Consider the following 21917-nt stretch of genomic DNA (forward strand, 5'->3'; position numbering starts at 1 on the left):
AGAGGCAATCGCCAAGGCTTATTGCGGGCCATGGTGGCTGGGCATGCTTCCTCTCATCTGTTCACGCTGCTCATCGGTCAGTAAGTCCTGCATCTGATTATGCATGCGCACGTTATCAGCCATCATATCGCCATGAAGGTTGGCCATTTGAGCATGCAGCGCCTTTATTTCCTCTGGTTCAGGGCGTTCAGTCTGCATGGTTTGCATCATGTCGTCGCGCAGGTTCATCAATTCGCCCATCCGCTCACGCTGGGCCGCGCGGTGTTCTTGGCGCATCTCACGCATGGTACTCATCTGCTGCTCGTCGAGCATACCGCCAATGCCGGACATACTCCCCATGCCTTCCATCATTGGACAAGGCATCATCCCGCTTTGCCCTCCCATCATCATTCCTGGGTACATGCCTTCTTGACTGCCCATCATCATGCCCGAACCCATACCGACTTGGCCGTCCATCATATTGCCCTGACCTTGGGCGCCTTGGCTCATACCTTGAGCGAAGATGGCGCTGCTGGGGACACTGAGGCTTGCAGCCAGACCAATGGCAAAGATCATCTTGTGCTTAACCATGATATTTCCTCTTATCATGTTGCTGGTCGAGACATCGCCTTATCCATTAAAAATGGAAGAAGGCGGAGTTAGCTTTCGTTATAAGCCTACAACCTATAGGTGGCCCAAAGGTAAAGGAGAAACCGATCCCAATACCTAAGGAAGCTCTGAAAAAGTCCCTGCCATCAGCGATAATACGGCCATCGTCAACTGACTAGGATTCAGTGCTGCCATGGATCAAATCACCTTTTCCGAAGCCGAGTACCAGAACAAGAAGAGAAAGACTCGCCGCGAACTCTTTCTGGAGCGGATGGACAATCTGATCCCCTGGACGCAACTGGAGAAAAAAGGGTAAGCGGATTAAATGGTTGATCTTACCTTTGCATGAGAGTGAGACAGACCGGCATCTCATCGGATTATCTGGTTGATGCTTCACCTACTGCTGGTGCATGTTTCCTTCGCTAATTCCAGCAAGAACCCCACACGCCTCAACTTCCCGGTCATCGTTGCAACTCGCTCTCAGTGAAACGAGTTGTTTCTCAAGCGCTTGCAGAGCGGTTATCTGCGACCGCACATGAGAGATGTGATCATCGAGCAAGGCGTTGACGGCGGTACAAGGCTGATGAGGGTCGTCCTGATAGCTCTGTAGTTCGTGAATCTCAGCCAGTGACAGGCCCAGGATTCTGCAGCGACGGATGAAGGCCAGCCCCTCACCATGCTTCTCGGTATAGACACGGTAACCGTTGTCCTGCCGATCAGGCGGCGGCAACAAGCCCTGCTGTTCATAGAAGCGGATCGTCTGTGTTTCGACCCCTACCAACTGCGCCAACTGACCAATGCGCATCAGCCTCCTCCCCAACGGATTCTTTACTCTATTGACCTTATAGTAGCTTTATAGTTTAAAATGGTACCACAACATTGTTCAAGTGGAGTCGTATCATGAGCAAATCCTGTGGTGGCGCCTGTGGCGGTGATGCAACGTCCGCAGCGGATACCGATATACAGGCCTCCTCCGAGGCGCCAGGGAGATGGGTCAGTGTTTATGCCGTGCCGAAGATGGACTGTCCATCAGAAGAACGAATGATTCGCCTAGCCCTGAACGGCTTTGAGGAGATTCGGGCGCTGTCCTTCGACTTGTCGAACCGCCGGCTGAAGGTCGTGCATGACGGCGAGGTCGAGCCCGTCACCTCGAAACTGAAGACCTTGGGGCTAGGCGCCTCGCTTCAGGAAACCGTCGCTGCAAATCCGGAGACCATCAAGGCCGCCGAGTTTTCGGCAGCTTCTGCTAAGCAAGAATCCGGGACCCTGCGCTGGTTGCTCGGCATCAATGCACTTCTGTTCGTGGTGGAAATGACTGCCGGTCTGATCGCCCAGTCCACCGGCCTGATTGGAGAATCCCTGGACAATTTTGCCGATGCGGCGGTGTACGGGCTTGCCCTTTATGCGGTTGGACATAGCGTGAAAATGCAGGTACGTGCCGCGCATCTTGCTGGTGTACTGCAACTGATCTTGGCTGTGGGCGTGCTCGTAGAGGTGGTGAGACGCTTTGTATTCGGTAGTGAGCCTGAATCGCTGGTGATGATGGCTATCGCATTCGTCGCATTGATTGCCAATACCAGTTGTCTGCTGCTCATATCCAAACATCGGGAAGGCGGGGCGCACATGAAGGCAAGCTGGATATTCTCGGCCAACGACGTGGTGATCAACCTGGGGGTCATCACCGCCGGCGCCCTGGTCGCGTGGACCGGTTCCAATTATCCGGATCTGATTATCGGCACCATCGCGGGGGGCATTGTACTTAACGGTGCCAGACGCATTTTGGCGTTGAAGGGTTAAATAATGCTCATTATTGGCAAAAAGCTCTCGCCGTATGCCCTATTGTCCATATCGGGCCTGCTGGCAGCGTCTGATCAGGCTGTAAAGTGGCTGGTGCAGCAATCAATGGCCTATGGCGAGTATGTTTCGGTGACCCCGTTCTTTAACTGGGTGCACCTATGGAACACCGGTGCCGCATTCAGTCTTTTTGCGAATGGTGGAGGCTGGCAGCGCTACTTTTTTATCGGAATCGCGGTAGTGGTCTCGATTTTTCTGATCAAGCTGATCCTTGAAAATCGTCATAAAGGAGAAGCCATCGCTTACAGTCTTATCCTCGGTGGCGCCATGGGCAACCTGATTGACCGGGTCTTTCGCGGCTATGTTGTGGATTCCTTTGATTTCTATTGGCGAGACTGGCATTGGCCGGCCTTCAACCTGGCTGATATTGCAATTGTCCTCGGTGCCTTACTTTTCGTTTCCAGCAGCTTGTTGGGTAAAAAAGCAAACACCAATGCCGAGCCGGATGGATCTGACTGACACCTACGCCTATACAACACCATGACCGAACTTCCCGACAACATCCTTCACCTGCCGCAATACCAAGTACTGGGCTGCAAATCAACCGACGACGAAATGCACTTCCAGGTGGACGTGCCCGATCCCATCGCCTGCGAGGAATGCGGCGTGCAGGGTGAGTTCGTACGGTTCGGCAAGCGTGACGTTCCCTATCGTGATCTGCCCATCCACGGCAAGCGGGTCACTCTCTGGGTGGTCCGCCGCCGATACACCTGCCGGGCCTGCAAGACAACATTCAGGCCCCAGCTACCAGAGATGGTGGACGGATTCCGTATGACACTGCGGCTGCATGAGTACGTGGAGAAGGAATCCTTCAACCACCCCTACACCTTTGTGGCGGCACAGACCGGCCTGGACGAGAAGACGGTGCGCGACATCTTCAACGCCCGCGCCGAGTTCCTGGGGCGCTGGCACCGCTTCGAGACGCCCCGCATCCTGGGCATTGACGAGCTATACCTGAACAAGCGCTACCGCTGCATTCTGACCAACATTGAGGAGCGAACCCTGCTCGACCTGCTGGCCACCCGCCGCCAGGACGTGGTGACCAACTACCTGATGAAGCTGAAAGACCGGCAGAAGGTCGAGATCGTCAGCATGGACATGTGGAACCCCTACCGGGAAGCGGTCAAGGCTGTGCTGCCCCAGGCCCGTATCGTGGTCGATAAGTTCCATGTGGTGCGCATGGCCAACGATGCCCTAGAGAGAGTGCGCAAGGGCCTCAGAAAGGAGCTGAAACCGTCCCAGAGCCGGACTCTCAAGGGAGACCGGAAAATCCTGCTGAAACGCGCTCACGAAGTCTCAGACCGGGAGCGCCTCATTATGGAGACCTGAACAGGCGCGTTCCCGCAACTGCTGGCCGCCTACGAGCACAAGGAGCGCTTCTACGGCATCTGGGACGCCACCACACGGCTCCAGGCAGAAGCCGCCCTGGACGAGTGGATAGCCACCATCCCGAAGGGCCAAAAGGAAGTCTGGAGCGATCTGGTCAGGGCAGTGGGAAACTGGCGCGAAGAGACCATGACCTACTTCGAGACGGACATGCCCGTCACCAACGCTTACACGGAGTCCATCAACCGACTGGCCAAGGACAAGAACCGTGAAGGGCGCGGTTACTCCTTCGAGGTGATGCGGGCACGAATGCTCTACACCACGAAGCACAAGAAGAAGGCACCGACTGCGAAGGTCTCTCCTTTCTACAAGAAAACCATCGGTTACGGACTGCCGGACTTCGCAGAGGAACTCAACTACGGAGTCGATCTATCAACCATCTGAGGGTGGTATCAGATTGATGGGGTGAAGGTGCCCCATCAACCATTAAATCCGTATACCCATATTTTTACTGTAGGTTCAGGCTCGTTTCAGGTTAACACCGTATAAAGAATGGGTGACAATAACCTCTGAGGTAAATGACCATGCGCTACACTCTTTTAACAACGTCTTTGTTTGCCCTTTCATTAAGTCTGATCACGGGCGCGGCGCTGGCTGCACCCGGCCACGGCGGTGGTGGCAATAACCTAACCGAGGCTGACGTTGACCGCACGATCAGCCTTGAGGCTGGCGATATGTGGTTCGACCCTGAAACGCTAGAAATGGCGGCGGGTGAAATTGTTAAATTTGAAATCACCAACACCGGCAATTTAGAACATGAGTTTGTGATTGGTAGCAAAGAAGCCCAAGAAGAACATCGTCAAATGATGCTAAACATGGCCAACGGCGGAGGCCACGATATGTCGAATATGTCACACGGCGGCGGTCACGATATGGCCAGCATGGACATGGCAGGTGTCACCATTGCGCCTGGTGAAACCGGGACTTTATTATGGAGTGTCCCTGACAATGTTAACGAGCTAGAGTATGCCTGTAACATTCCTGGTCATTATGAATCCGGCATGTACGGTAATTTTTCTCTCTAATCTGACGCAGACCCATGAAACTGTTGCTACTCGAAGATGATGATTTGTTAGCAGAAAGCTTGGCAGAGAGTCTCAAGGACAACGGTTACCTGGTTGATTTGGCCGCTTCATTGAAAGCGGCCAAGTCGCTGATGGCAACCGAGGATTATGAGCTGGCTATTTTAGATGTCGGTTTGCCCGATGGGTCGGGGTTAGATCTTCTCGCTCATTGGCGCAAGCAGAAGCGCAGTACGCCTATTTTGATTTTGACGGCGCGCGATACCTGGGAAGATAAAGTTATCGGACTTGAAACCGGAGCCGATGACTATCTCACCAAGCCTTTCCACGAAGCCGAACTTATGGCTCGCCTGAAGGCCTTGTTGCGTAGGCAGTCTGGTCAGTTATCTCATGTGATTACGCTTAACGGTGTCTCGTTGGATGAGGCGGGTCAACGCGTGTGCTTAGAAGGAGAAACGTGGCGTTCGCTAACAGCAACGGAGTTTCGATTACTGCGCTACTTAATGCTTCATCCAGACCGTATTCACTCGAAAGATCAGCTACTAGAGCAGCTCTACGCCTTGGATCAGGACGCAGCCGCACCTAACTTGGTGGAAGTCTACATCGCTCGTCTGCGCCGTTATCTCGGTAAATCAGTCATTCAAACGCGACGTGGTCAGGGGTATTTCTTTGCTTCACATTGATAGACGCAGTTTACGCATTCGGCTACTCGCATGGTTAGGCGGCGTCGCGCTACTGGTGGTGGTCACCACGTGGCTATTGCACGGGATCTTTTTACAGAGCCTGGCAAGGGATTTTTTAGGTGATCGCTTACAACGTGAAGCAAACCACGCGGTCGCGCAGCTAGAGCAAGACCAAACGACTGTACCGACTGCGCTCGACTCGGTTAGCCAAGGCTATCAAGTCTTTCATCATCTCTACGTACTCCGTTTCAATGGCTCGGTCAGCGCTTCTGACCCGCAATGGCAGCAACAGCTGGCTCCGTTGCTAGATGAGAGCGGCGATGCCCTAATAGATGTGAATCGCGGAACACAGCACATGCTCGTCTATCGCCGCCATTTTGAGTGGCAGGGCACGCAGGGTGTGCTATTGGTGGGCGAGGATTTTTCCCAAGTAGAATCAGGGCTTGCAACTTTACACTGGTGGGTCGGTGGGATCGCCGCCGTGCTTTTAGGGATGCTCATCATACTCAACATGCTAGCGGTTAACCGTGGACTCATACCACTCTGGCAACTGCGCCAACAACTTGAAGCATTGCGATCAGGCAAACGTGATCGCTTGTCATTAGTAGCCCCTTCGGAGCTAGATGAATTAGTCGACCAGTTGAACTGGTTCATGGACGACATTGATCTTCGTCTGAAGCGCTCGCGAGAATCGGTCGCCAACCTATCACACGCATTAAAAACACCGCTGGCAGCCGTTACTCAAGTACTGCGTGGCAACCGGCCCATTGATGACAACCGGCGCCATAAACTACTCAGCCGTATTGAAGACATTAACGCCCAGTTGGATGCGGAGCTGCGTCGTTCACGTATTGCAGGCCCTAATGCGGGACGAATGGCCAACGTTACTCGTGATAGCTTACGGCTGATTGAGATGTTCCGTAGCCTCTATCCTGAGCGTATGTTCGACCTGACTCACTCAGCACGTGAGGAAGAACAAGTTCCCATTGAATCTCACGATTTTTCAGAAATATTAGGCATCGTGCTTGATAACGCAGGAAAATGGTCGAGCAGGCGCGTTCTTTGCGATATTGCCGTCTCCGCAACCACACTCACGCTCACCATTGATGATGACGGCCTCGGCGTTGCAGAAGAGGATCTTTCGCGCTTGGGAGAGCGTGGCACACGACTGGATGAACGCCGTCCCGGCTACGGCTTAGGCCTGTCGATTCTTGCGCAGCTAATTGCCCGCTACTCAGGGCACTCGTATTTTGAGCGCAGTCCACTGGGTGGACTGCGCGTTACGATTATCCTGCCTCTAGCGGGTGAAGTAGCTAATTAATCATTATTCAGCTTTGTTTCAGGTTCTTCCATCAAGATGGTGTCATTCATCATTGATGGGAGTTACACATGGCACGCTCAAGTATCATTTCTCACCCTCTTTCTCGTCGGCAAGTGTTAAAAGGAGGCGCTGCCTTAGGCTTAGGTTCTGCTGCGGCAATGGGGTTAACTCCCGCCTGGGCAAACCCCTGGGGCCGTACCAACGTCTATGCTCAGGGCGTTGAAGAAGGGCCCGAGGTATCGCTGGCGATCCGCCGTGAATCGTTGCCTATTGACGGACAAGAAGCCCAACCAATTACCATTAACGGTACCAGTCCTGGCCCGCTGATTCGTTTGAAAGAAGGTCAAGACGCAGTACTGCGTGTCACCAACCTGCTGGACGAGCCCACCTCCATCCACTGGCATGGTCTCATTCTACCGCCGGAAATGGATGGTGTGCCTGGCGTTAGCTTTGCAGGTATCGCCCCTGGTGAAACCTTTACCTACCGTTTTCCCGTCCGTCAGAACGGTACCTACTGGTACCACAGTCATTCCGGTATGCAGGAGCAGCTTGGCCATGCAGGGCCATTGATTATCGACGCTGCCGAGCGTGAGCCTATCCGTTACGACCGTGAGCATGTGTTACTGCTCACCGACTGGACTTTTGAAGACCCGATGTCGGTGTTCCGTAATCTGAAAACCATGGAAGGCTATTACAACTTCCAAGAGCGCACGATTGCTGACTTCTTTGCCGATGTTCGTAACAACGGTTTTGCTCAGACCGCTGAAATGCGCGGCATGTGGGCTCAAATGCGCATGAGTTCGCGGGATATCGCCGATGTCACCGGTAGTACTTATACTTATCTTCTCAACGGCTATTCTCCTCAAGAAAACTGGAATGCCTTGTTCAAAGCTGGTGAGCGGATACGACTACGCGTGATTAACGGCTCAGCCATGTCTTTTTTCGATGTTCGTATACCTGGCCTGAAGATGACCGTGGTGGCCGCTGATGGACAACCGGTGCAACCCGTTCCTGTTGATGAGTTCCGTATTGGCGTGGCTGAAACCTACGATGTGCTGGTTTCACCTGAAGACGACCGGGCATACACCATCTTCGCCGAAGCCATGGATCGGAGCGGCTATGCACGCGCCACGCTAGCTCCACGTGAAGGCATGCAGGCGGAGATTCCTGAACGCCGTCAAATTGCAGACCGCGGTATGGAAGCCATGGGTGCCCACGGTATGGGCGGTATGGATCACTCCAACATGGCGGGGATGGATCACTCTGGCATGTCCAACATGTCGGGGATGGATCATTCCAGCATGGCTGGGATGGATCACTCCGGTATGTCCAACATGCAAGGCATGGATCACTCTACTATGGGGGGGATGGCAGCCGAGCAGGCCAAAATAGGCGCAAATGGTTTGCTTCTCGCCGGTGAAGCTCAGCCGGGCTCTCGCTATAACCAGGCGGGAATCGGCATTGATCCTGACGAACGACGCGTATTGGTTTACCGGGATCTCAAAGCGTTCACACCATGGCCTGATCGCCGTGAGCCAGGCCGTGAGCTTGAGCTGCACCTGACCGGCAATATGGAGCGTTATATGTGGTCGTTCGACGGTAAGAAGTTTAGCGAAGTGACCGGCCCTATTCATTTTGAGAAAGATGAGCGGCTGCGCCTAATTCTGATTAACGACACCATGATGGAGCATCCTATTCACCTCCACGGTATGTGGATGGAGCTAGAAAACGGCCAAGGGGAATTGATACCACGCAAACACACCCTAAATGTGAAGCCCGGTGAGCGCGTATCTGCGTTGATCACCGCAGATGCAGAGGGCAGTTGGGCGTTCCACTGCCACCTTCTCTATCACATGGATGCTGGCATGTTCCGCGTTGTTCAAGTTTCTTAAGGAGGCAGTATGAAAATTAAGCGCTACTTAACCCTCGCCAGCGCCGCCCTTGGCATGGCCGCCGCCACGACCGCTCAAGCCGAAGATGGCTATGCGGCACCAGACAGTTGGCCAGCGCCCACTGAGGAACATAATATGGGTATGGCACTGTTTGATCGGCTCGAATATAGCGTGCCTGATAAAGGCCCAGAAGCCGTGGTATGGGACTTTCAAGGCTGGTACGGCGGCGATATCAACCGCATTTACCTAAAGTCAGAAGGCGAAAATGTCCAGGGCGACGGCGAAGATGCTGAGTTTGAGTCTTTGGAACTACTCTATAGTCGTTTAGTGGCTGATTTTTGGGAGTTACAGGGGGGGATCGGTTATCAAGGCGGTGTTTTCTCCGATGATCACGCTGAACGCACCTATGGGGTTGTCGGCCTGCAAGGCGTAATGCCCTACGGCATTGAAACCGACGTGGCATTACAAGTGAGTGAAGATGGCGACGTGGCCGCCAGTTTTGAAGGCGAATACGATCTGCGCCTGACTCAGCGGCTCTACCTACAGCCGCGCACCGAAATTGCCGTGGCCGCCAGTGAAGTTGAAGAATTTGGCGTGGGCGAAGGCCTTAACTCGGTTCGTGCTGGCCTACGGCTAGGCTACGAAGTGACCCGACGCTTCGCCCCCTACATCGGTGCCTATTGGGAGAAAGAATACGGCGACACTGCAGATCTCTCCCGAGCCAGTGGCGACAACACTGAAGATACTGGAGTTGTTGCCGGTGTTAAACTAATGTTCTAACGACTCTGACAGTGTGTAACTTTTAACGTCACCAAATGGTGGCGTTTTTTATTATTTTTATTTTTATATTCAGCTTCATTTCAAAAACCCCAGCTAATATAACCATGTAACCAACCACTGGAGTAGTTATCATGAAAGTTAAATCAATTCTCTTTGGAGCGCTTGTAGCTAGCATTCTTTCAACGCCTGCATTGGCTAACTATGGGACGACCATCCAAGATCTGCCACTACTTGAAAGAGGCGTCTCTTCTACACAATTGCTGGCCCAAGGCCAATCAAAGCGTTTCAATATTAACATTGAACAAGCGACTACACTGAAAGTAGTGAGTGAGCACTTTCCAGGATTTACCAGCACTGGCAACCGCATTTCAGCTGTTCTTTATAATGAGGCGGGACAGCAGGTAGCAGAAGCTTCCAGCCCACGGGGGCACTTCGAACTTGTTCGTCAGCTGCAACCGGGTAATTATCAGCTTGAGGTAACAGGAAGATCAAGGGGAGGCAGTGATGATAACCGTTATTATGAACTACATGTCGCCTATTGATATCCTTTAGTCTTGACATGAATTAAGAAGGTCAGCCATGAGCTGACCTTTTTTATGAAAAACTAGTATCTCGGCAAACAAATTCAGCTTTAATTCAGGAATTTTAGCTAACTTTATAGTGCCGCAATCGGCGTAAAAACAAGACAATTCATAAAGAGGTGTCATCATGTGGAATAACAAGAAGATTCCCTTGGTCAGCATGACGGTTATGGCCTTGGCAATCGGCTCGACGTATGTTTCGGCCCTGGAAACCCAAGTGGGAGAGACCACCGTGGGGCTTTATGGCTACGCCAGGCTGAACATGGCTTACAACTTCGATCGGGATGCCGGATCAGCTAACGAAGGTTACTTTGCTGAAGTCGCAGGATCGGAAGATGAGAGGGATGTCGGGGATCAGTTTCAAGTCACCGCGACACAAAGCCGCATCGGCTTTCGGACCAGTACGCCTGTCGAGGGGGCACGCTAGACACCGTTATCGAAGGGGATTTCTGGTCCTACAACGATGATAATACGCGCTTCAGACTACGGCATGCCTATGGGTCCTGGAATGGCATTCTGGCAGGGCAAACCTGGTCGAATTACACCACCTTCGTCGCCGCCACGCCCACACTGGATTTCCTCGGCACGGCGGGAAGCAATGGCTATGGGTCGCGCCTAGCCCAGTTGCGCTACACCATGGGAGGATTCTCGATAGCCGCGGAAGACCCTCAAGCTCAATTGGCTGAGAATATAGATGGCTCAGTGCCAGAAGATGATTTGCTACCGGATAATGACGATGCCGTATCATCGATGCCCGCGTTGAGCCTGCGCTATGAAGATAGTATGGGTGACTTTTCCTACTCAATCGCCGGCATCGCCCGGCAGCTGAAGTACGATACCGGAAGCGAAAAGGATACGGAAATGGGCTATGGGGCCTTCGCCGCAGGTGCCTACCATGCCGGACCGGTGACCTTGAGAGCGATCGTGAACGCCAGCGAGGGGGCGAACAGTTACCTCTATCTGTCTGGCGATTACTTCAACGGTGCCGATGCCTACGTCGATACCAACGGTAAGCTGCAAACGCTATCTGGCGATGGCGGAGCCCTTGGTCTTTCTTATCAAATATCACCACAGTATTCACTGAACGCGTCCCATGGCTATACCGATGTCGAATTGGGCGACCCTACCGTAGGTGGGAATGCAGGTAGAAAGAACAAGAATACATTTCTTAATCTGATGTGGACTCCCAACGAACGCTTGATGTACGGAATTGAGTACGGCTATTTCGAAACGGAGTTGGCCGATGGCCGTGAAGAAGATGCGAGCCGTGTGATGGTGGCTGCCCAGTATAGTTTCTAGGGTGAGTTAGTAGCATAGCAGAGAAGCTGTTTTGATCGATTGCTTGGGCGTATGCCCAAGCTTTTTTATGGTTCTTCGTCACTTCATGTGGGGCCTGATCGAACAGGCGACCCACAATACCACTGTCACTAAACTGAATAAGAAAGATCAGTCGCGTCGGGAACACTTTTGATGACCAAATCGATACAGATGAAGTCGCGCATGGCCTGGCTGTCATAGATGGCATCTTCAAGCGCTTCGTCGACCAGTGCATACCATTGCTGAAGGAAGTAGATCCGCAACATCTGTCCCAGGAACCGTTCCCGGCGGGTGACCTTCTTATTGTTCTGGTGCTCAGCCTGAGCAAACGAGATCTGTTTCATCGAGAACTCTGGCGGGTAGTGGAAAACTGTATTTTGCCCTGCCGGTGGCACTTAGGCAGCAACGGTCGTATTTATGCAGTGTTTCCTTAAAAGAGGCTCGCAGTAGGCTTGCTTCTACTAGAGTTTATTTCAAAATAATTACCTCAATAATTTGAAAGCCTGAGTTAAAGCAAATGAATTTCTCCATAGAAGTTCACGTCGAGCCGGAGCGCTTGCCCCGGCTGGTTTGAAGCTTAGCTGGCCATTGCGGCACATTCTTCAGCGCAGCGATGACAAGCTTGAGCACACTCTTGACAATGGGTTGCATCATGTTTTGCACACTCATCACCACACTTTTTACAAATGTCGGCACATAGACGGCAGATCTCGTGCGCAAACTCGCTTTCTTGTGCCATGAATGAAGCGGCTAACCGGCAAATTTGAGCACATTGCATGTTAAGGCGAATACATTCCGCCATCATTTTTACGTCGTCTACTTTTAGGCACTCAGTTGCACACTTGTCACAATACGCTGCACATACGTGACAAGCTTCAATGCAATTCTCATATTTTCCAAAATCCATCTCGATTCTCCATTTATTAAATCAGATTTTATTCACCATAGCTCTTGCTTGGCATAATAAAGCTAGAACAACCTAAAAGAAAAATCAAGGAAAGGTAATCAGGTAACTACTCACGAAATATAAAGTTAAAAAGGTAGCTGTGCGCTACTTGCCAATAATTTTTTATTATTCAGTTAAGATTCAGGAAGGCCTACTATAGTAAATGTTTTTCAAAAAATACTGCAGCATTCGCTGCGCCTGGAAGTTAGCTCGCCACGAAGCCCCTAATTAAAGTAAGTAGGTGAGAAAACTAAATTAATAATGAGAGGAATCAAGTTCTAAGCTTTATAAAAATAATCTCCTTTTAGGAGACTAGCTCAGCCTAATAAGCTTCCTAAGGAGTCAGTATGAAAATTAATCTCTACTTCTCTGACGGCCTGGCTACCCCAGGGTCGCCAGGGAGGGAAAAAGGTCGACCATGATACTGGAAAGCCGCGTCATGGTACCCGAGACGATGGCGATGCCCATCAGGATCACAACCGTGCCCGCCACGGGGCGAGCATAGGCGCTCCACCTTCCTAGGCTTTGCCGATGCAGAGCGAATCGGTTAATCAGTAAAGTGCTGGCAAGAAAAGGTAGCGCTAGGCCAGCCGAGTAGGCACTGAGATATATCATTCCAGCCTGGGCACTAGCAGCATTGGACGTGGCCATCAAGATGGCGCCCAGGATGGGGCCGATACAGGGCGTCCAGCCGATGGCAAAAGATACCCCGAACACAGTAGCCGAAAGCGGAGAGCCACCCTGGACATTGGGGGTGAACTGAAAGGTACGCTGGAAAAGCGGCAATCGGAACACGCCGGTCATGAAGAGGCCCAGCACGATCACCGCCGAGCCGGCAACCCAGTTGAATTCTTGGCGATACCCTCGCATCAGTTGCCCGATACTACTGGCGCCGAGCCCGAGTAGGATGAACACGATGCTGAAGCCGAAGACGAAGAAGGCACTGAGGGTCAATGCCTCTAACCGCCTGTCGGCTTTACCGGCACTACCGCCTGTGACCACCGACAGGTAGGCCGGTAACAGGGGCAGCGTGCAGGGCGAGAAGAAGGAGACCAATCCGCCGATAAAGGCGCCGACCAAGCCGATGGAAGAGAGAGATTCCAATGTGTTATCGCAACTTAAGTTATGGAGACGGCCAACAAGGGTATTGATACCAATCCCATGGTGCTACCTCCTATCATATCCATTTTAACGCCGTAAGAATTTTAAGGCTTACAGCTGCTTTAAGGTCAACCTTTATTGACAAATTATTTGTCTCCTATCGAATTGCAAATATTACACATCAGGCTTGACCTTAAAGTTGACTTCAAAGTTATGGTGGCTACTCAATGAATGACATGAGGACATTTCCATGGCGCTACAACTGGGCGAGACAGCACCAAACTTCACGATCGAATCCACACAAGGCACGGTCAACTTTCACCAATGGCTTGACGACAGCTGGGCGGTTCTGTTCTCGCACCCCGCTGATTTTACGCCAGTATGCACCACAGAACTGGGCGCGTTTGCCAAGCGAAAGAACGAATTCACCAAGCGGGGTGCCAAACTGGTTGGGGTTTCGGTGGATCCCCTCAGCTCTCACCACGACTGGCTGGGGGATATTGAACAGACTCAGGGCACGGCCCTGAACTACCCCTTGCTGGCTGACGAAGATCAGGTGGTAGCGAAGCTTTATGGAATGATCCATCCCAAAGCCGACCCCAAACTGACGGTGCGTACGGTCTTCATCATCGATTCTGACAAGAAAATTCGTCTCACTTTGACGTATCCACCCAGCACAGGACGTAATGTCGACGAGATACTGCGGGTTCTCGATTCGCTTCAGCTAACTGACAAGCACAAAGTGGCCACCCCAGTTGACTGGCAAAACGGTGACGATGTCATCATCTCGCCATCGCTATCGAATGATGACGCTAGGCAACACTTTCCCGAAGGCTGGAACACCAAGACGCCCTACCTTAGGGTCGTGCGCCAACCGGAGCAATAGGAGCCCCGACCGGTAGATTCGTTGAGTCAGGCTGCCAGAAGCTTAGATTAATAATGTCGTGAGGTAACGCTATGCAAACACTAAGTATCGGCGAGCTTGCCGAACGAAGCGGGGTCGCTAGCCAGGCGATTCGATTCTACGAAAAAGAGAAACTTATGCCTCCTCCGAGGAGGACCGATGCCAACTATCGGCGTTACCCACTGGAAGCTGTGGATCGGTTGCAGTTTATCGTCCATGCCAAGCAGTGGGGCTTCACGCTGCAAGAGATTCGGGAGCTGCTAATGCTTCAGGATGCTAATGGCGACCGGGCGCAAGCTAAACGCATCGCCGGGGAGAAGCTGCACAAGGTGCGCGAGCAGATCAAACACCTCACGCGGATTGAAGCCGTATTATCGAAAACACTGAGCGAGTGTGCAGGCGAAGGGCCTATGCAGGAAGGCTGCCCGATTGTTGAAGCTATCGCTGAGCAGGCTGAATGATCAGCACTTTCTCGACAGCGAACATGGGGAATCAAGCTCGCATATCGGGTCGTCAATAAATAACAGGAGATCTTCATTATGGCGCAAAACGTCGATATCGAGATTCGTGGTATGTCCTGTGCTTCCTGTGTTGGACGTGTGGAACGTGCACTCAGCCAGCAGCCAGGCGTGATCAACGCTCAAGTGAACCTCGCCACCCAGAAGGCGGCTATCCAGGTCGAAGCAGTTACCACGACCACTAGCCTACTCGACGCCATTGAAACAGCGGGCTATCAACCGGTAGTGGAAAGTATCGAGATTCCTGTTACCGGCATGAGTTGCGGATCTTGTGTCTCTCGGATAGAGCGAACGCTAACGAAGCTGCCCGGCATGGTGGAAGTGAGTGTTAACCTTGCTACCCAGAAGGCCTTCGTTCGTTTCCTGCCAGGAGCCGTTTCGTTAACGCGTATTCAGCATGCCATCCGCGAAGCAGGCTATGAACCGCAGGATACCGATACGCCGCCACCAACGGACAGCGAGGATCGGGAAAGAGCCGAGCTTCGCCGTCGAGTCGTGCTCGCGGCAATATTTACGATTCCGGTAGTCATCATCGCCATGGGGAAAATGATTCCCACTTTTGACGCGCTGTTAACGAGTCTAATGCCGCATCGCGGCTGGATGGGCGTTGAGTGGTTGTTGGCCACACCGGTGCAGTTCTATGCCGGGGCACGCTTCTATCGTACTGGCTTCGCCGAACTCCGGCATTTTAATCCTGGCATGAATAGCCTCGTTATGATCGGATCGAGCGCTGCCTATTTTTATTCGGTCGCCGCCCTGCTAATGCCCGCGCTCTTCCCCGTCGGAACCGCCGTGAGCTATTTCGAAGCGGCGGCGGTCATCGTGACGCTAATTCTGCTCGGTCGCTATTTTGAACACATTGCCAAGGGCCGCACCTCCGAGGCTATCAAGAAGCTTCTGCAATTACAGGCGAAAACTGCCCGCGTCATCCGCGAAGATGAAACCGTCGAGCTGCCTATCGACGCCGTCGTCACGGGCGATCGTATTTTGGTTCGCCCAGGGGAGCGTGTTCCAGTAGATGGCATCGTTGAGGAGGGCCACTCCTACGTTGATGAGTCGATGATCAGCGGTGAGCCAGTGCCGGTCGTCAAACAGAAGGATTCCGAAGTCGTCGGTGGCACTATCAACAAGAACGGTGCACTTACCTTTCGGGCCACGCGAGTCGGTGCCGACACTGTCTTGTCGCAGATCGTCAAGATGGTGGAAACGGCCCAAGCGGAGAAGCCCCCCATCCAGCAGTTGGCCGACAAGGTTGCTGGTGTATTTGTTCCCGTAGTCATCGCTATCGCCACGATGACCTTTGCACTCTGGTTCGCTTTCGGACCGGCGCCGTCCTTGTCCTTTGCCTTTGTCACTACCGTTAGCGTGCTGCTAATTGCCTGCCCATGTGCGATGGGCCTGGCCACCCCAACGGCCATCATGGTCAGTACCGGGAAAGGGGCCGAGATGGGGGTGCTATTTCGCAAAGGGGCGGCGCTTGAGACGCTGGCCAAGATGAATACGGTGGTGCTGGACAAGACCGGCACTTTGACCCAAGGACGCCCCGAACTGACTGATTTCGAAGCTATTAACGGTCATGAAAACGACGTGCTGCGACTGGTCGCGGCGGTGGAAGCTCAAAGCGAGCACCCCATCGCTGAGGCTATTGTGCAGGGCGCCAAGACCCGTGGGCTGGAATTACCCCCTGTCAGTCGCTTTAGTGCCGAGCCAGGCTACGGCATTGAAGCCGAGGTCGACGGCCACTTGGTACATGTAGGGGCTGATCGTTACATGCGTCGGCTGGAAATCGACCTCGGCCAGGCAGAAACACGCGCCAAGGTGTTGGCCGAGAACGCCAAGAGCCCGCTCTATGCCGCGGTAGACGGTCAGCTTGCTGCAGTCATCGCGGTGGCGGATCCCCTCAAGGAGGGCTCTGCCGACGCTATCGCAGCACTCAAAGCGCAAGGGCTGGAAGTGGCCATGCTCACCGGCGATAACCGTGCCACTGCCGATGCTATCGCCCGACAGGTTGGCATCCAGCAGATTCTCGCTGAGGTACTGCCCGACCAGAAAGCGGCAGAGATCCGGCGTCTCCAGGCGGAGGGCAAGCGCGTCGCTTTTGTGGGGGACGGGATCAATGATGCGCCCGCTTTGGCCCAGGCCGACGTGGGCATTGCGATCGGCACTGGCACCGATATTGCCATCGAGTCCGGCGATGTGGTGCTGATGAGTGGCGATTTGCGAGGCATCGTCAATGCCACGGCGCTCTCCAAGCGTACCCACCGGACCATTATCGGCAATTTCGTTTGGGCCTATGGCTACAACGTAGCGTTGATCCCCGTGGCGGCGGGCGTGCTCTATCCGTTCATCGGCGTATTGCTCAGCCCCATGCTGGCGGCGGCGGCCATGAGCATTTCCAGTGTTTTTGTGCTGACTAACTCGTTGCGGCTACGCCGTTTCACATCGGATACCGGCAATGCCACACCACGTCCAAACGATGCTGTTCATCGCGCCTAAACCAAACAATGTCGTGTTAACGAGGAATTCAAAATGATGGGAAGTGAAAGCTGCATGTGGGGTATGGCAGGGATGGGCCTAATAGCGATCTTGTTGATTATTGCGCTGGGGCTTGGTGTTGCTGCGCTCATCAAATACCTGTTTTTTAATAAGAAGTGATGAAGCTGGCAACCGAATACAATCGTCCCCCTTGGGTAGATCAGAAACTAATAAAGAGAGCATCCATGAGATATATCCTACCTATCACTTATTGCCTAGCTGCTGCAGGTCTGTTAGGTCTTATAACGTTGCCTGCGTTGGCGCAGGAAGCAAGTACTGATGCCACTGAGAGTCGTCAGGCCAGCAGTGCCACGAATACTGAGTCTCCCTTGCCCAAATCGATTACCGCATTGGTGGATCAAGGGTTCACCTTCCATGGCAGCTTCGAAGCGCCTGACGGTCTCCAAGGCTATGCCTTGTCTTATGATAATGAGCCTATGGCAGCTTATATCTCCTCCTCTTCCGACTACGCCGTCATTGGTACGTTAATCGACCCGCAGGGCAATGCCGTTATGGAAAGCCAGCTTCAGGCTCTGGTGCTGGACCCCATGCTGGAAGCTACCTGGAGTGCGTTTGAAAACACTCGTTTTATCTCGGAGGGGAATGATGATGCTTCGCATATTGTGTACACACTAACAGACCCCAACTGCCCCTACTGCAATGCACTCTGGAAAAATTCGCGCCCGCTCATTGAGCAAGGCGTGTTACAGCTTCGTCACGTGCTGGTCGGTGTGCTATCAGAGGACAGTCTTCGCAAAGCTGCTGCAATCCTTGAATCCGACAATCCGGCCAGTGCTCTCGAAACTCATGAACTGGAATTTCGCAATGGCGGCATAAGGCCGGTGGAGCCGTCGGAGGAGAGTCAAGCGCTTCTTAGAAATCACGCCCAGATCATGCGTGAGGCCGGTGCTACGGGAACGCCAACCAGCTACTACCGTGATGAAGCCGGGAAAGTTCAGCGTATCAATGGCGCAGTGTCGACCGACCAGTTTCGCGAAATATTGGGCGTTGAATGATACACCATAACGGTACAGGGCTGAGATGCGAGTCTCCCCAATCACGACCACTGAGATGCACATGGCAACCAAGCTTAGCGTAAAGCAAACGCTCTTTTTGGGGCTCACTCTATTGATGGGTTTGGCGGCCCTTTATTGGATTCTGATGGAGACCGGCGCCTTGTCGGTCTTGACCGACAAGCAGGCCTTGCGTGAGTGGCTTGATAGGCTGGGCGTCTGGGGGCCGTTGGCCATCATCTTTATGATGATGGCGGCCATTGTCATGAGCCCGATTCCCAGTGGCCCAATTGCGATGGTGGCTGGTGCGCTTTACGGCCCAGTTTGGGGGACGATCTATGTCGTTATCGGTGCCGAAGCCGGTGCTCTGCTCGCTTTCTGCATTGCTCGTTTGCTCGGCTATGAAGTGATGCAACGCTGGCCGCGTACGCGGCCCATCCTCAACTGGCTGGGAAAGGAGCGCTCTCAGACAGGCTTGATGCTCATCGTTTTTGCATCCCGATTGGTGCCCTTCCTTTCGTTTGATGCCGTCAGCTATGCGGCAGGTATCACCCCCCTGTCTTTCTGGCGCTTTTTGATCGCCACACTGGCCGGCGTGATCCCCACGGCGTATCTAATCGTCATGTTCGGCGAAGTGCTGATTACGGCCGACTCCCGTGGCCTCACAATCGCGCTGATTCTCATCAGTGGCATTACATTGCTGCCTCTGCTGGCGAAACGCTTATGGGCTCGACAGCCATGACCGATAGCAACCGAGTGCTCTAAATCAACTTTCGTAAGCATTAACAATGCTCAGCAGGCACTTACCCGCTACTACCTGTGAGACGTACACGTGAAATTTCGGACATTGCTATTTTTACCCCTATTGGGCTTTTTTGGTTTAAGCTTTTTCTTTTATCAGGGCTTATCAATGGATCCTAGCGCCAGAGATTCACCCTTGTTAGCTCAGCCGTTTCCGCCATTCAGCCTGACAACGCTGGAAGACCCCTCAAGGCTCGTTGATGAATCTCTTTTTAAAGGAAAGGTGACATTAGTCAATGTGTGGGGAGAGTGGTGTCCGACTTGCAAACATGAAATGCCGCAGTTATTGGATTTAGCCGCGCGAGGCGTCCGCTTGGTTGGGATCAACTACAAGGATACCCAGGCAAAGGGGCTCGAGTTTCTTGACGAGTTCGGGAACCCTTTTGAAGTCAACATCTTTGATCCAGAGGGTAACCTAGGTTTTGAGCTAGGTGTGTATGGCGCCCCAGAAAGCTATCTGGTCGATACCGAAGGCACTATTCGTTACAAACATACAGGTTACATAACGTCTGAAGATGTTGAGCGAGTCATCCAAGAAGTCGAGAAGTGGAAACGATAAAACGGTTATGAAAACGCATTATTTTTTTATTAATGACTCCATCTGTAACGCTAAGTTAAGGAAGGTATATGTTGCAATACCCTCAAATTGATCCGATCGCCATCGCCATAGGCCCTCTTCAGATCCACTGGTATGGCTTAATGTATGTCATCGGGCTAGTCGCTGCTTGGTGGTTGGGTCGGCATCGAGCCCACCGACTCGGCCTAAGCCACGATGATATGGGCGACCTGATCTTCTACGGCGCCATCGGCATCATCGTTGGCGGCCGTCTTGGCTATGCGCTGTTTTACGGGCTCGAACAACTGCAAGCAAACCCCCTTTGGTTATTAAAAATCTGGGAAGGAGGCATGAGCTTTCATGGCGGCCTTGCCGGTGTATTAGTGGCTGCCTGGCTGTTTGCTCGCAAACATCAACTGGCTTTTATTCAACTGACTGACTTCATTGCTCCGTTAGTCCCGATCGGCCTGGGAGCGGGTCGCCTCGGTAACTTCATCAATCACGAGTTACCGGGAAGAGTTAGTGATGTACCTTGGGCAATGGTGTTTCCATCCATGATGGAGCTGGGCCCAGAGCCACGCCATCCTTCGGCTCTCTACGAGTTTGCCCTTGAAGGTGTCGTGTTGTTTGCCGTGCTGTGGTGGCTATCGCGCCGACCGCGTCAGCGAGGCCTCATCTCTGGGTTGTTCCTGCTTCTGTACGGAGCCTTTCGCTTCATCGTGGAGTTCGTGCGCCTCCCAGACCCTCAGTTGGGATTCATCGCTTTTGGCTGGTTGACCATGGGGCAGCTGTTGACACTACCGATGCTCATAGCGGGTTTTGCTCTGGTCGCTTGGTCCAGACGTCAGCCAGTGGATAAGCCAAAGGCGGCGTTAAACTCATGAAACAAGTCTTCGCTTTTCTAATGGTGGCACTCTTTATAGTCACACCGGTAGCGGCACGTGAAGAGATATTTGGGGTTGGTGACAAAAGCTCCCCTTTTAACCGTTCGACGCAACGTGACTTTCTACCGGCTACAGAAGCCTTCCGAACCACCGCTTGGCGAGACGATGATCGGGTTTATGTCGGTTTCACCGTCGCCGAAGACCATTACCTTCATCGGCATCAGTTTGCGATTGAGAGTCTCTCTCGAAGTATCAATTTCGGAGAGCTGGCTTTGCCACCTGGTGAGCCAATGTCGCACGCATCTTTGGGGGACATTAATGTTTTCTACAATCAGGTGTTGGTGAGTGCGCCCATCGAGGCGAGCGAGACCGTGATCGGACCGTTGGCCGTCGTGGTGACCTTTCAGGGCTGTTCCGATCAAGGACTTTGCTATCCACCCGAACAGGTCGAACTTATCTCACCGTACGGCTCCCCTCCGGCGACCTTCGCCACCAGCCCCTCCCTTGGTACGGCGGATAGCACCAAAGGCGCTCCTTAAATGAATCCCGCCGACCTGAGCCTGCCGCCGCTGGCGGTGGCCTTCGTCTTCGGCTTGCTGGGAGGCGCGCACTGTATCGGCATGTGTGGCGGCATCATGAGTGCCCTGACCTTTGCTGTGCCCCCCAGCATGCGACAACCTAGCCGTTTAGCAGCTCTGTTGCTCGGCTATAATTTAGGCCGTATCAGCAGCTACATGATCGCGGGTGCCTTGGTGGCCCTGCTCGGTTCCGTGCTCAACCATGCATTGGACAGCTTCGCCCTGGTATTGCGTATCCTGGCGGCGGTCATGTTGATACTGATGGCGCTTTATATCGCCAACTGGTGGAAGGGCTTGCTACGTATCGAGGCACTAGGGCGCGTTCTGTGGCGCCGCATCGAACCAATAGGACGTCGCTTGATGCCTGTTGTAAAAGTGCCCCAAGCGTTCGCACTTGGCTCGCTATGGGGCTGGATGCCTTGTGGGCTAATCTATTCGATGCTGGCCTGGAGTCTGGCCGTAGCCGAGCCATTGCGTGCCGCCGCGATGATGGGGGCCTTCGGGCTCGGCACCCTGCCTGCCGTCCTAGCGACCGGTGTGGCAGCGCGCCGCGTCTCAATATGGATACGTAGTCCTGCGACTCGTACGCTAGCAGCGCTGCTGATTATTACGTTTGCCGTCTGGTAACTCTGGCATCTGCAATCCATGATAGGGATG

At 53.2% G+C, this 21917-nt stretch carries 23 protein-coding genes and 4 pseudogenes; 22 read left to right on the plus strand and 5 right to left on the minus strand.

Annotated features, from left to right (window positions below; translation table 11 throughout):
• Window positions 1-18: 18 nt before the first annotated feature.
• Complete coding sequence (locus QIT27_RS02705) at window positions 19-570, minus strand: Spy/CpxP family protein refolding chaperone (RefSeq protein WP_285262819.1); 552 nt, start codon at window positions 568-570, stop codon at window positions 19-21.
• A gap of 211 nt (window positions 571-781) precedes the next feature.
• Here QIT27_RS02705 and QIT27_RS02710 point away from each other — a divergent pair.
• Window positions 782-889 (plus strand): annotated as a pseudogene (locus QIT27_RS02710) (IS5/IS1182 family transposase); the annotation flags it as partial.
• 96 nt (window positions 890-985) lie between these two features.
• Here QIT27_RS02710 and cadR read toward each other — a convergent pair.
• Entirely contained in the window at window positions 986-1393 is a 408-nt protein-coding gene (cadR, locus tag QIT27_RS02715) for a Cd(II)/Pb(II)-responsive transcriptional regulator (RefSeq protein ID WP_004364961.1), read from the minus strand.
• Between the two features lie 95 nt (window positions 1394-1488).
• Here cadR and QIT27_RS02720 point away from each other — a divergent pair, with 95 nt between their 5' ends.
• The 11 genes and pseudogenes from QIT27_RS02720 (at window position 1489) to QIT27_RS02770 (ending at window position 11406) form a co-directional block, all read left to right on the plus strand.
• A complete protein-coding gene (locus QIT27_RS02720) occupies window positions 1489-2385 on the plus strand; it encodes a cation efflux transmembrane domain-containing protein (protein ID WP_004574643.1) in 897 nt (298 codons plus the stop codon).
• Between the two features lie 3 nt (window positions 2386-2388).
• Window positions 2389-2901 (plus strand): signal peptidase II, encoded by a 513-nt coding sequence (gene lspA, locus QIT27_RS02725; protein WP_004863699.1) that lies wholly within the window; start codon window positions 2389-2391, stop codon window positions 2899-2901.
• Between the two features lie 21 nt (window positions 2902-2922).
• Window positions 2923-4212: pseudogene (locus tag QIT27_RS02730) on the plus strand (ISL3-like element ISPpu12 family transposase).
• Window positions 4213-4352: 140 nt separating this feature from the next.
• Entirely contained in the window at window positions 4353-4853 is a 501-nt protein-coding gene (locus tag QIT27_RS02735; protein ID WP_285262820.1) for a cupredoxin domain-containing protein, read from the plus strand.
• 14 nt (window positions 4854-4867) lie between these two features.
• Window positions 4868-5533, plus strand: a complete 666-nt coding sequence (locus QIT27_RS02740; RefSeq protein ID WP_009288249.1) for a response regulator transcription factor — start codon at window positions 4868-4870, stop codon at window positions 5531-5533.
• Window positions 5520-6854: a sensor histidine kinase gene (locus QIT27_RS02745; protein ID WP_246638232.1), complete on the plus strand. Its 1335-nt coding sequence runs from the start codon at window positions 5520-5522 to the stop codon at window positions 6852-6854. Before QIT27_RS02740 ends, QIT27_RS02745 begins: the two co-directional genes overlap by 14 nt.
• A 68-nt stretch (window positions 6855-6922) precedes the next feature.
• Window positions 6923-8746: a copper resistance system multicopper oxidase gene (locus QIT27_RS02750; protein WP_026001905.1), complete on the plus strand. Its 1824-nt coding sequence runs from the start codon at window positions 6923-6925 to the stop codon at window positions 8744-8746.
• Between the two features lie 9 nt (window positions 8747-8755).
• On the plus strand, window positions 8756-9526 hold the full coding sequence (locus QIT27_RS02755; protein ID WP_050713463.1) for a copper resistance protein B: 771 nt from the start codon (window positions 8756-8758) through the stop codon (window positions 9524-9526).
• Between the two features lie 131 nt (window positions 9527-9657).
• The gene (locus tag QIT27_RS02760) at window positions 9658-10068 is read left to right on the plus strand and encodes a hypothetical protein (RefSeq protein WP_285262821.1); all 411 of its coding nucleotides are present in this window, start codon (window positions 9658-9660) and stop codon (window positions 10066-10068) included.
• A gap of 166 nt (window positions 10069-10234) precedes the next feature.
• Window positions 10235-10534 (plus strand): hypothetical protein, encoded by a 300-nt coding sequence (locus tag QIT27_RS02765; protein ID WP_285262822.1) that lies wholly within the window; start codon window positions 10235-10237, stop codon window positions 10532-10534.
• A gap of 8 nt (window positions 10535-10542) precedes the next feature.
• Complete coding sequence (locus tag QIT27_RS02770) at window positions 10543-11406, plus strand: DcaP family trimeric outer membrane transporter (RefSeq protein WP_285262839.1); 864 nt, start codon at window positions 10543-10545, stop codon at window positions 11404-11406.
• 143 nt (window positions 11407-11549) lie between these two features.
• Here the strand turns inward: QIT27_RS02770 and QIT27_RS02775 are convergent.
• The 3 genes and pseudogenes from QIT27_RS02775 to QIT27_RS02780 all read right to left on the minus strand — a co-directional run.
• Window positions 11550-11768 (minus strand): annotated as a pseudogene (locus QIT27_RS02775) (transposase); the annotation flags it as partial.
• 233 nt (window positions 11769-12001) lie between these two features.
• Window positions 12002-12331 (minus strand): four-helix bundle copper-binding protein, encoded by a 330-nt coding sequence (locus QIT27_RS17015; protein WP_350338751.1) that lies wholly within the window; start codon window positions 12329-12331, stop codon window positions 12002-12004.
• 420 nt (window positions 12332-12751) lie between these two features.
• Window positions 12752-13474, minus strand: a complete 723-nt coding sequence (locus tag QIT27_RS02780; RefSeq protein WP_022522193.1) for a cytochrome c biogenesis CcdA family protein — start codon at window positions 13472-13474, stop codon at window positions 12752-12754.
• Window positions 13475-13721: 247 nt separating this feature from the next.
• On the opposite strand from QIT27_RS02780, the gene QIT27_RS02785 reads away from it, so the two are divergent.
• The 10 genes and pseudogenes from QIT27_RS02785 to QIT27_RS02830 form a co-directional block, all read left to right on the plus strand.
• A complete protein-coding gene (locus tag QIT27_RS02785) occupies window positions 13722-14357 on the plus strand; it encodes a peroxiredoxin (RefSeq protein WP_074211540.1) in 636 nt (211 codons plus the stop codon).
• 71 nt (window positions 14358-14428) lie between these two features.
• Complete coding sequence (locus QIT27_RS02790; protein WP_058579630.1) at window positions 14429-14836, plus strand: heavy metal-responsive transcriptional regulator; 408 nt, start codon at window positions 14429-14431, stop codon at window positions 14834-14836.
• Between the two features lie 78 nt (window positions 14837-14914).
• The gene (locus QIT27_RS02795; RefSeq protein WP_172420649.1) at window positions 14915-17389 is read left to right on the plus strand and encodes a heavy metal translocating P-type ATPase; all 2475 of its coding nucleotides are present in this window, start codon (window positions 14915-14917) and stop codon (window positions 17387-17389) included.
• A 33-nt stretch (window positions 17390-17422) separates the two neighbouring features.
• Window positions 17423-17548 (plus strand): hypothetical protein, encoded by a 126-nt coding sequence (locus QIT27_RS02800; protein WP_258955997.1) that lies wholly within the window; start codon window positions 17423-17425, stop codon window positions 17546-17548.
• A 65-nt stretch (window positions 17549-17613) separates the two neighbouring features.
• The gene (dsbG, locus tag QIT27_RS02805; protein ID WP_022522190.1) at window positions 17614-18444 is read left to right on the plus strand and encodes a thiol:disulfide interchange protein DsbG; all 831 of its coding nucleotides are present in this window, start codon (window positions 17614-17616) and stop codon (window positions 18442-18444) included.
• 61 nt (window positions 18445-18505) lie between these two features.
• A complete protein-coding gene (locus QIT27_RS02810; RefSeq protein ID WP_053856992.1) occupies window positions 18506-19183 on the plus strand; it encodes a TVP38/TMEM64 family protein in 678 nt (225 codons plus the stop codon).
• Between the two features lie 90 nt (window positions 19184-19273).
• Window positions 19274-19801: a DsbE family thiol:disulfide interchange protein gene (locus QIT27_RS02815; protein WP_053856991.1), complete on the plus strand. Its 528-nt coding sequence runs from the start codon at window positions 19274-19276 to the stop codon at window positions 19799-19801.
• 68 nt (window positions 19802-19869) lie between these two features.
• Complete coding sequence (gene lgt / locus QIT27_RS02820; RefSeq protein ID WP_022522187.1) at window positions 19870-20682, plus strand: prolipoprotein diacylglyceryl transferase; 813 nt, start codon at window positions 19870-19872, stop codon at window positions 20680-20682.
• Window positions 20679-21221, plus strand: a complete 543-nt coding sequence (locus QIT27_RS02825) for a protein-disulfide reductase DsbD domain-containing protein (RefSeq protein ID WP_285262823.1) — start codon at window positions 20679-20681, stop codon at window positions 21219-21221. Before lgt ends, QIT27_RS02825 begins: the two co-directional genes overlap by 4 nt.
• Window positions 21222-21884 (plus strand): annotated as a pseudogene (locus QIT27_RS02830) (sulfite exporter TauE/SafE family protein); the annotation flags it as partial.
• Window positions 21885-21917 lie beyond the last annotated feature (33 nt).

The sequence above is a fragment of the Halomonas sp. LC1 genome (genome assembly GCF_030247125.1).
GTDB lineage: Bacteria > Pseudomonadota > Gammaproteobacteria > Pseudomonadales > Halomonadaceae > Vreelandella.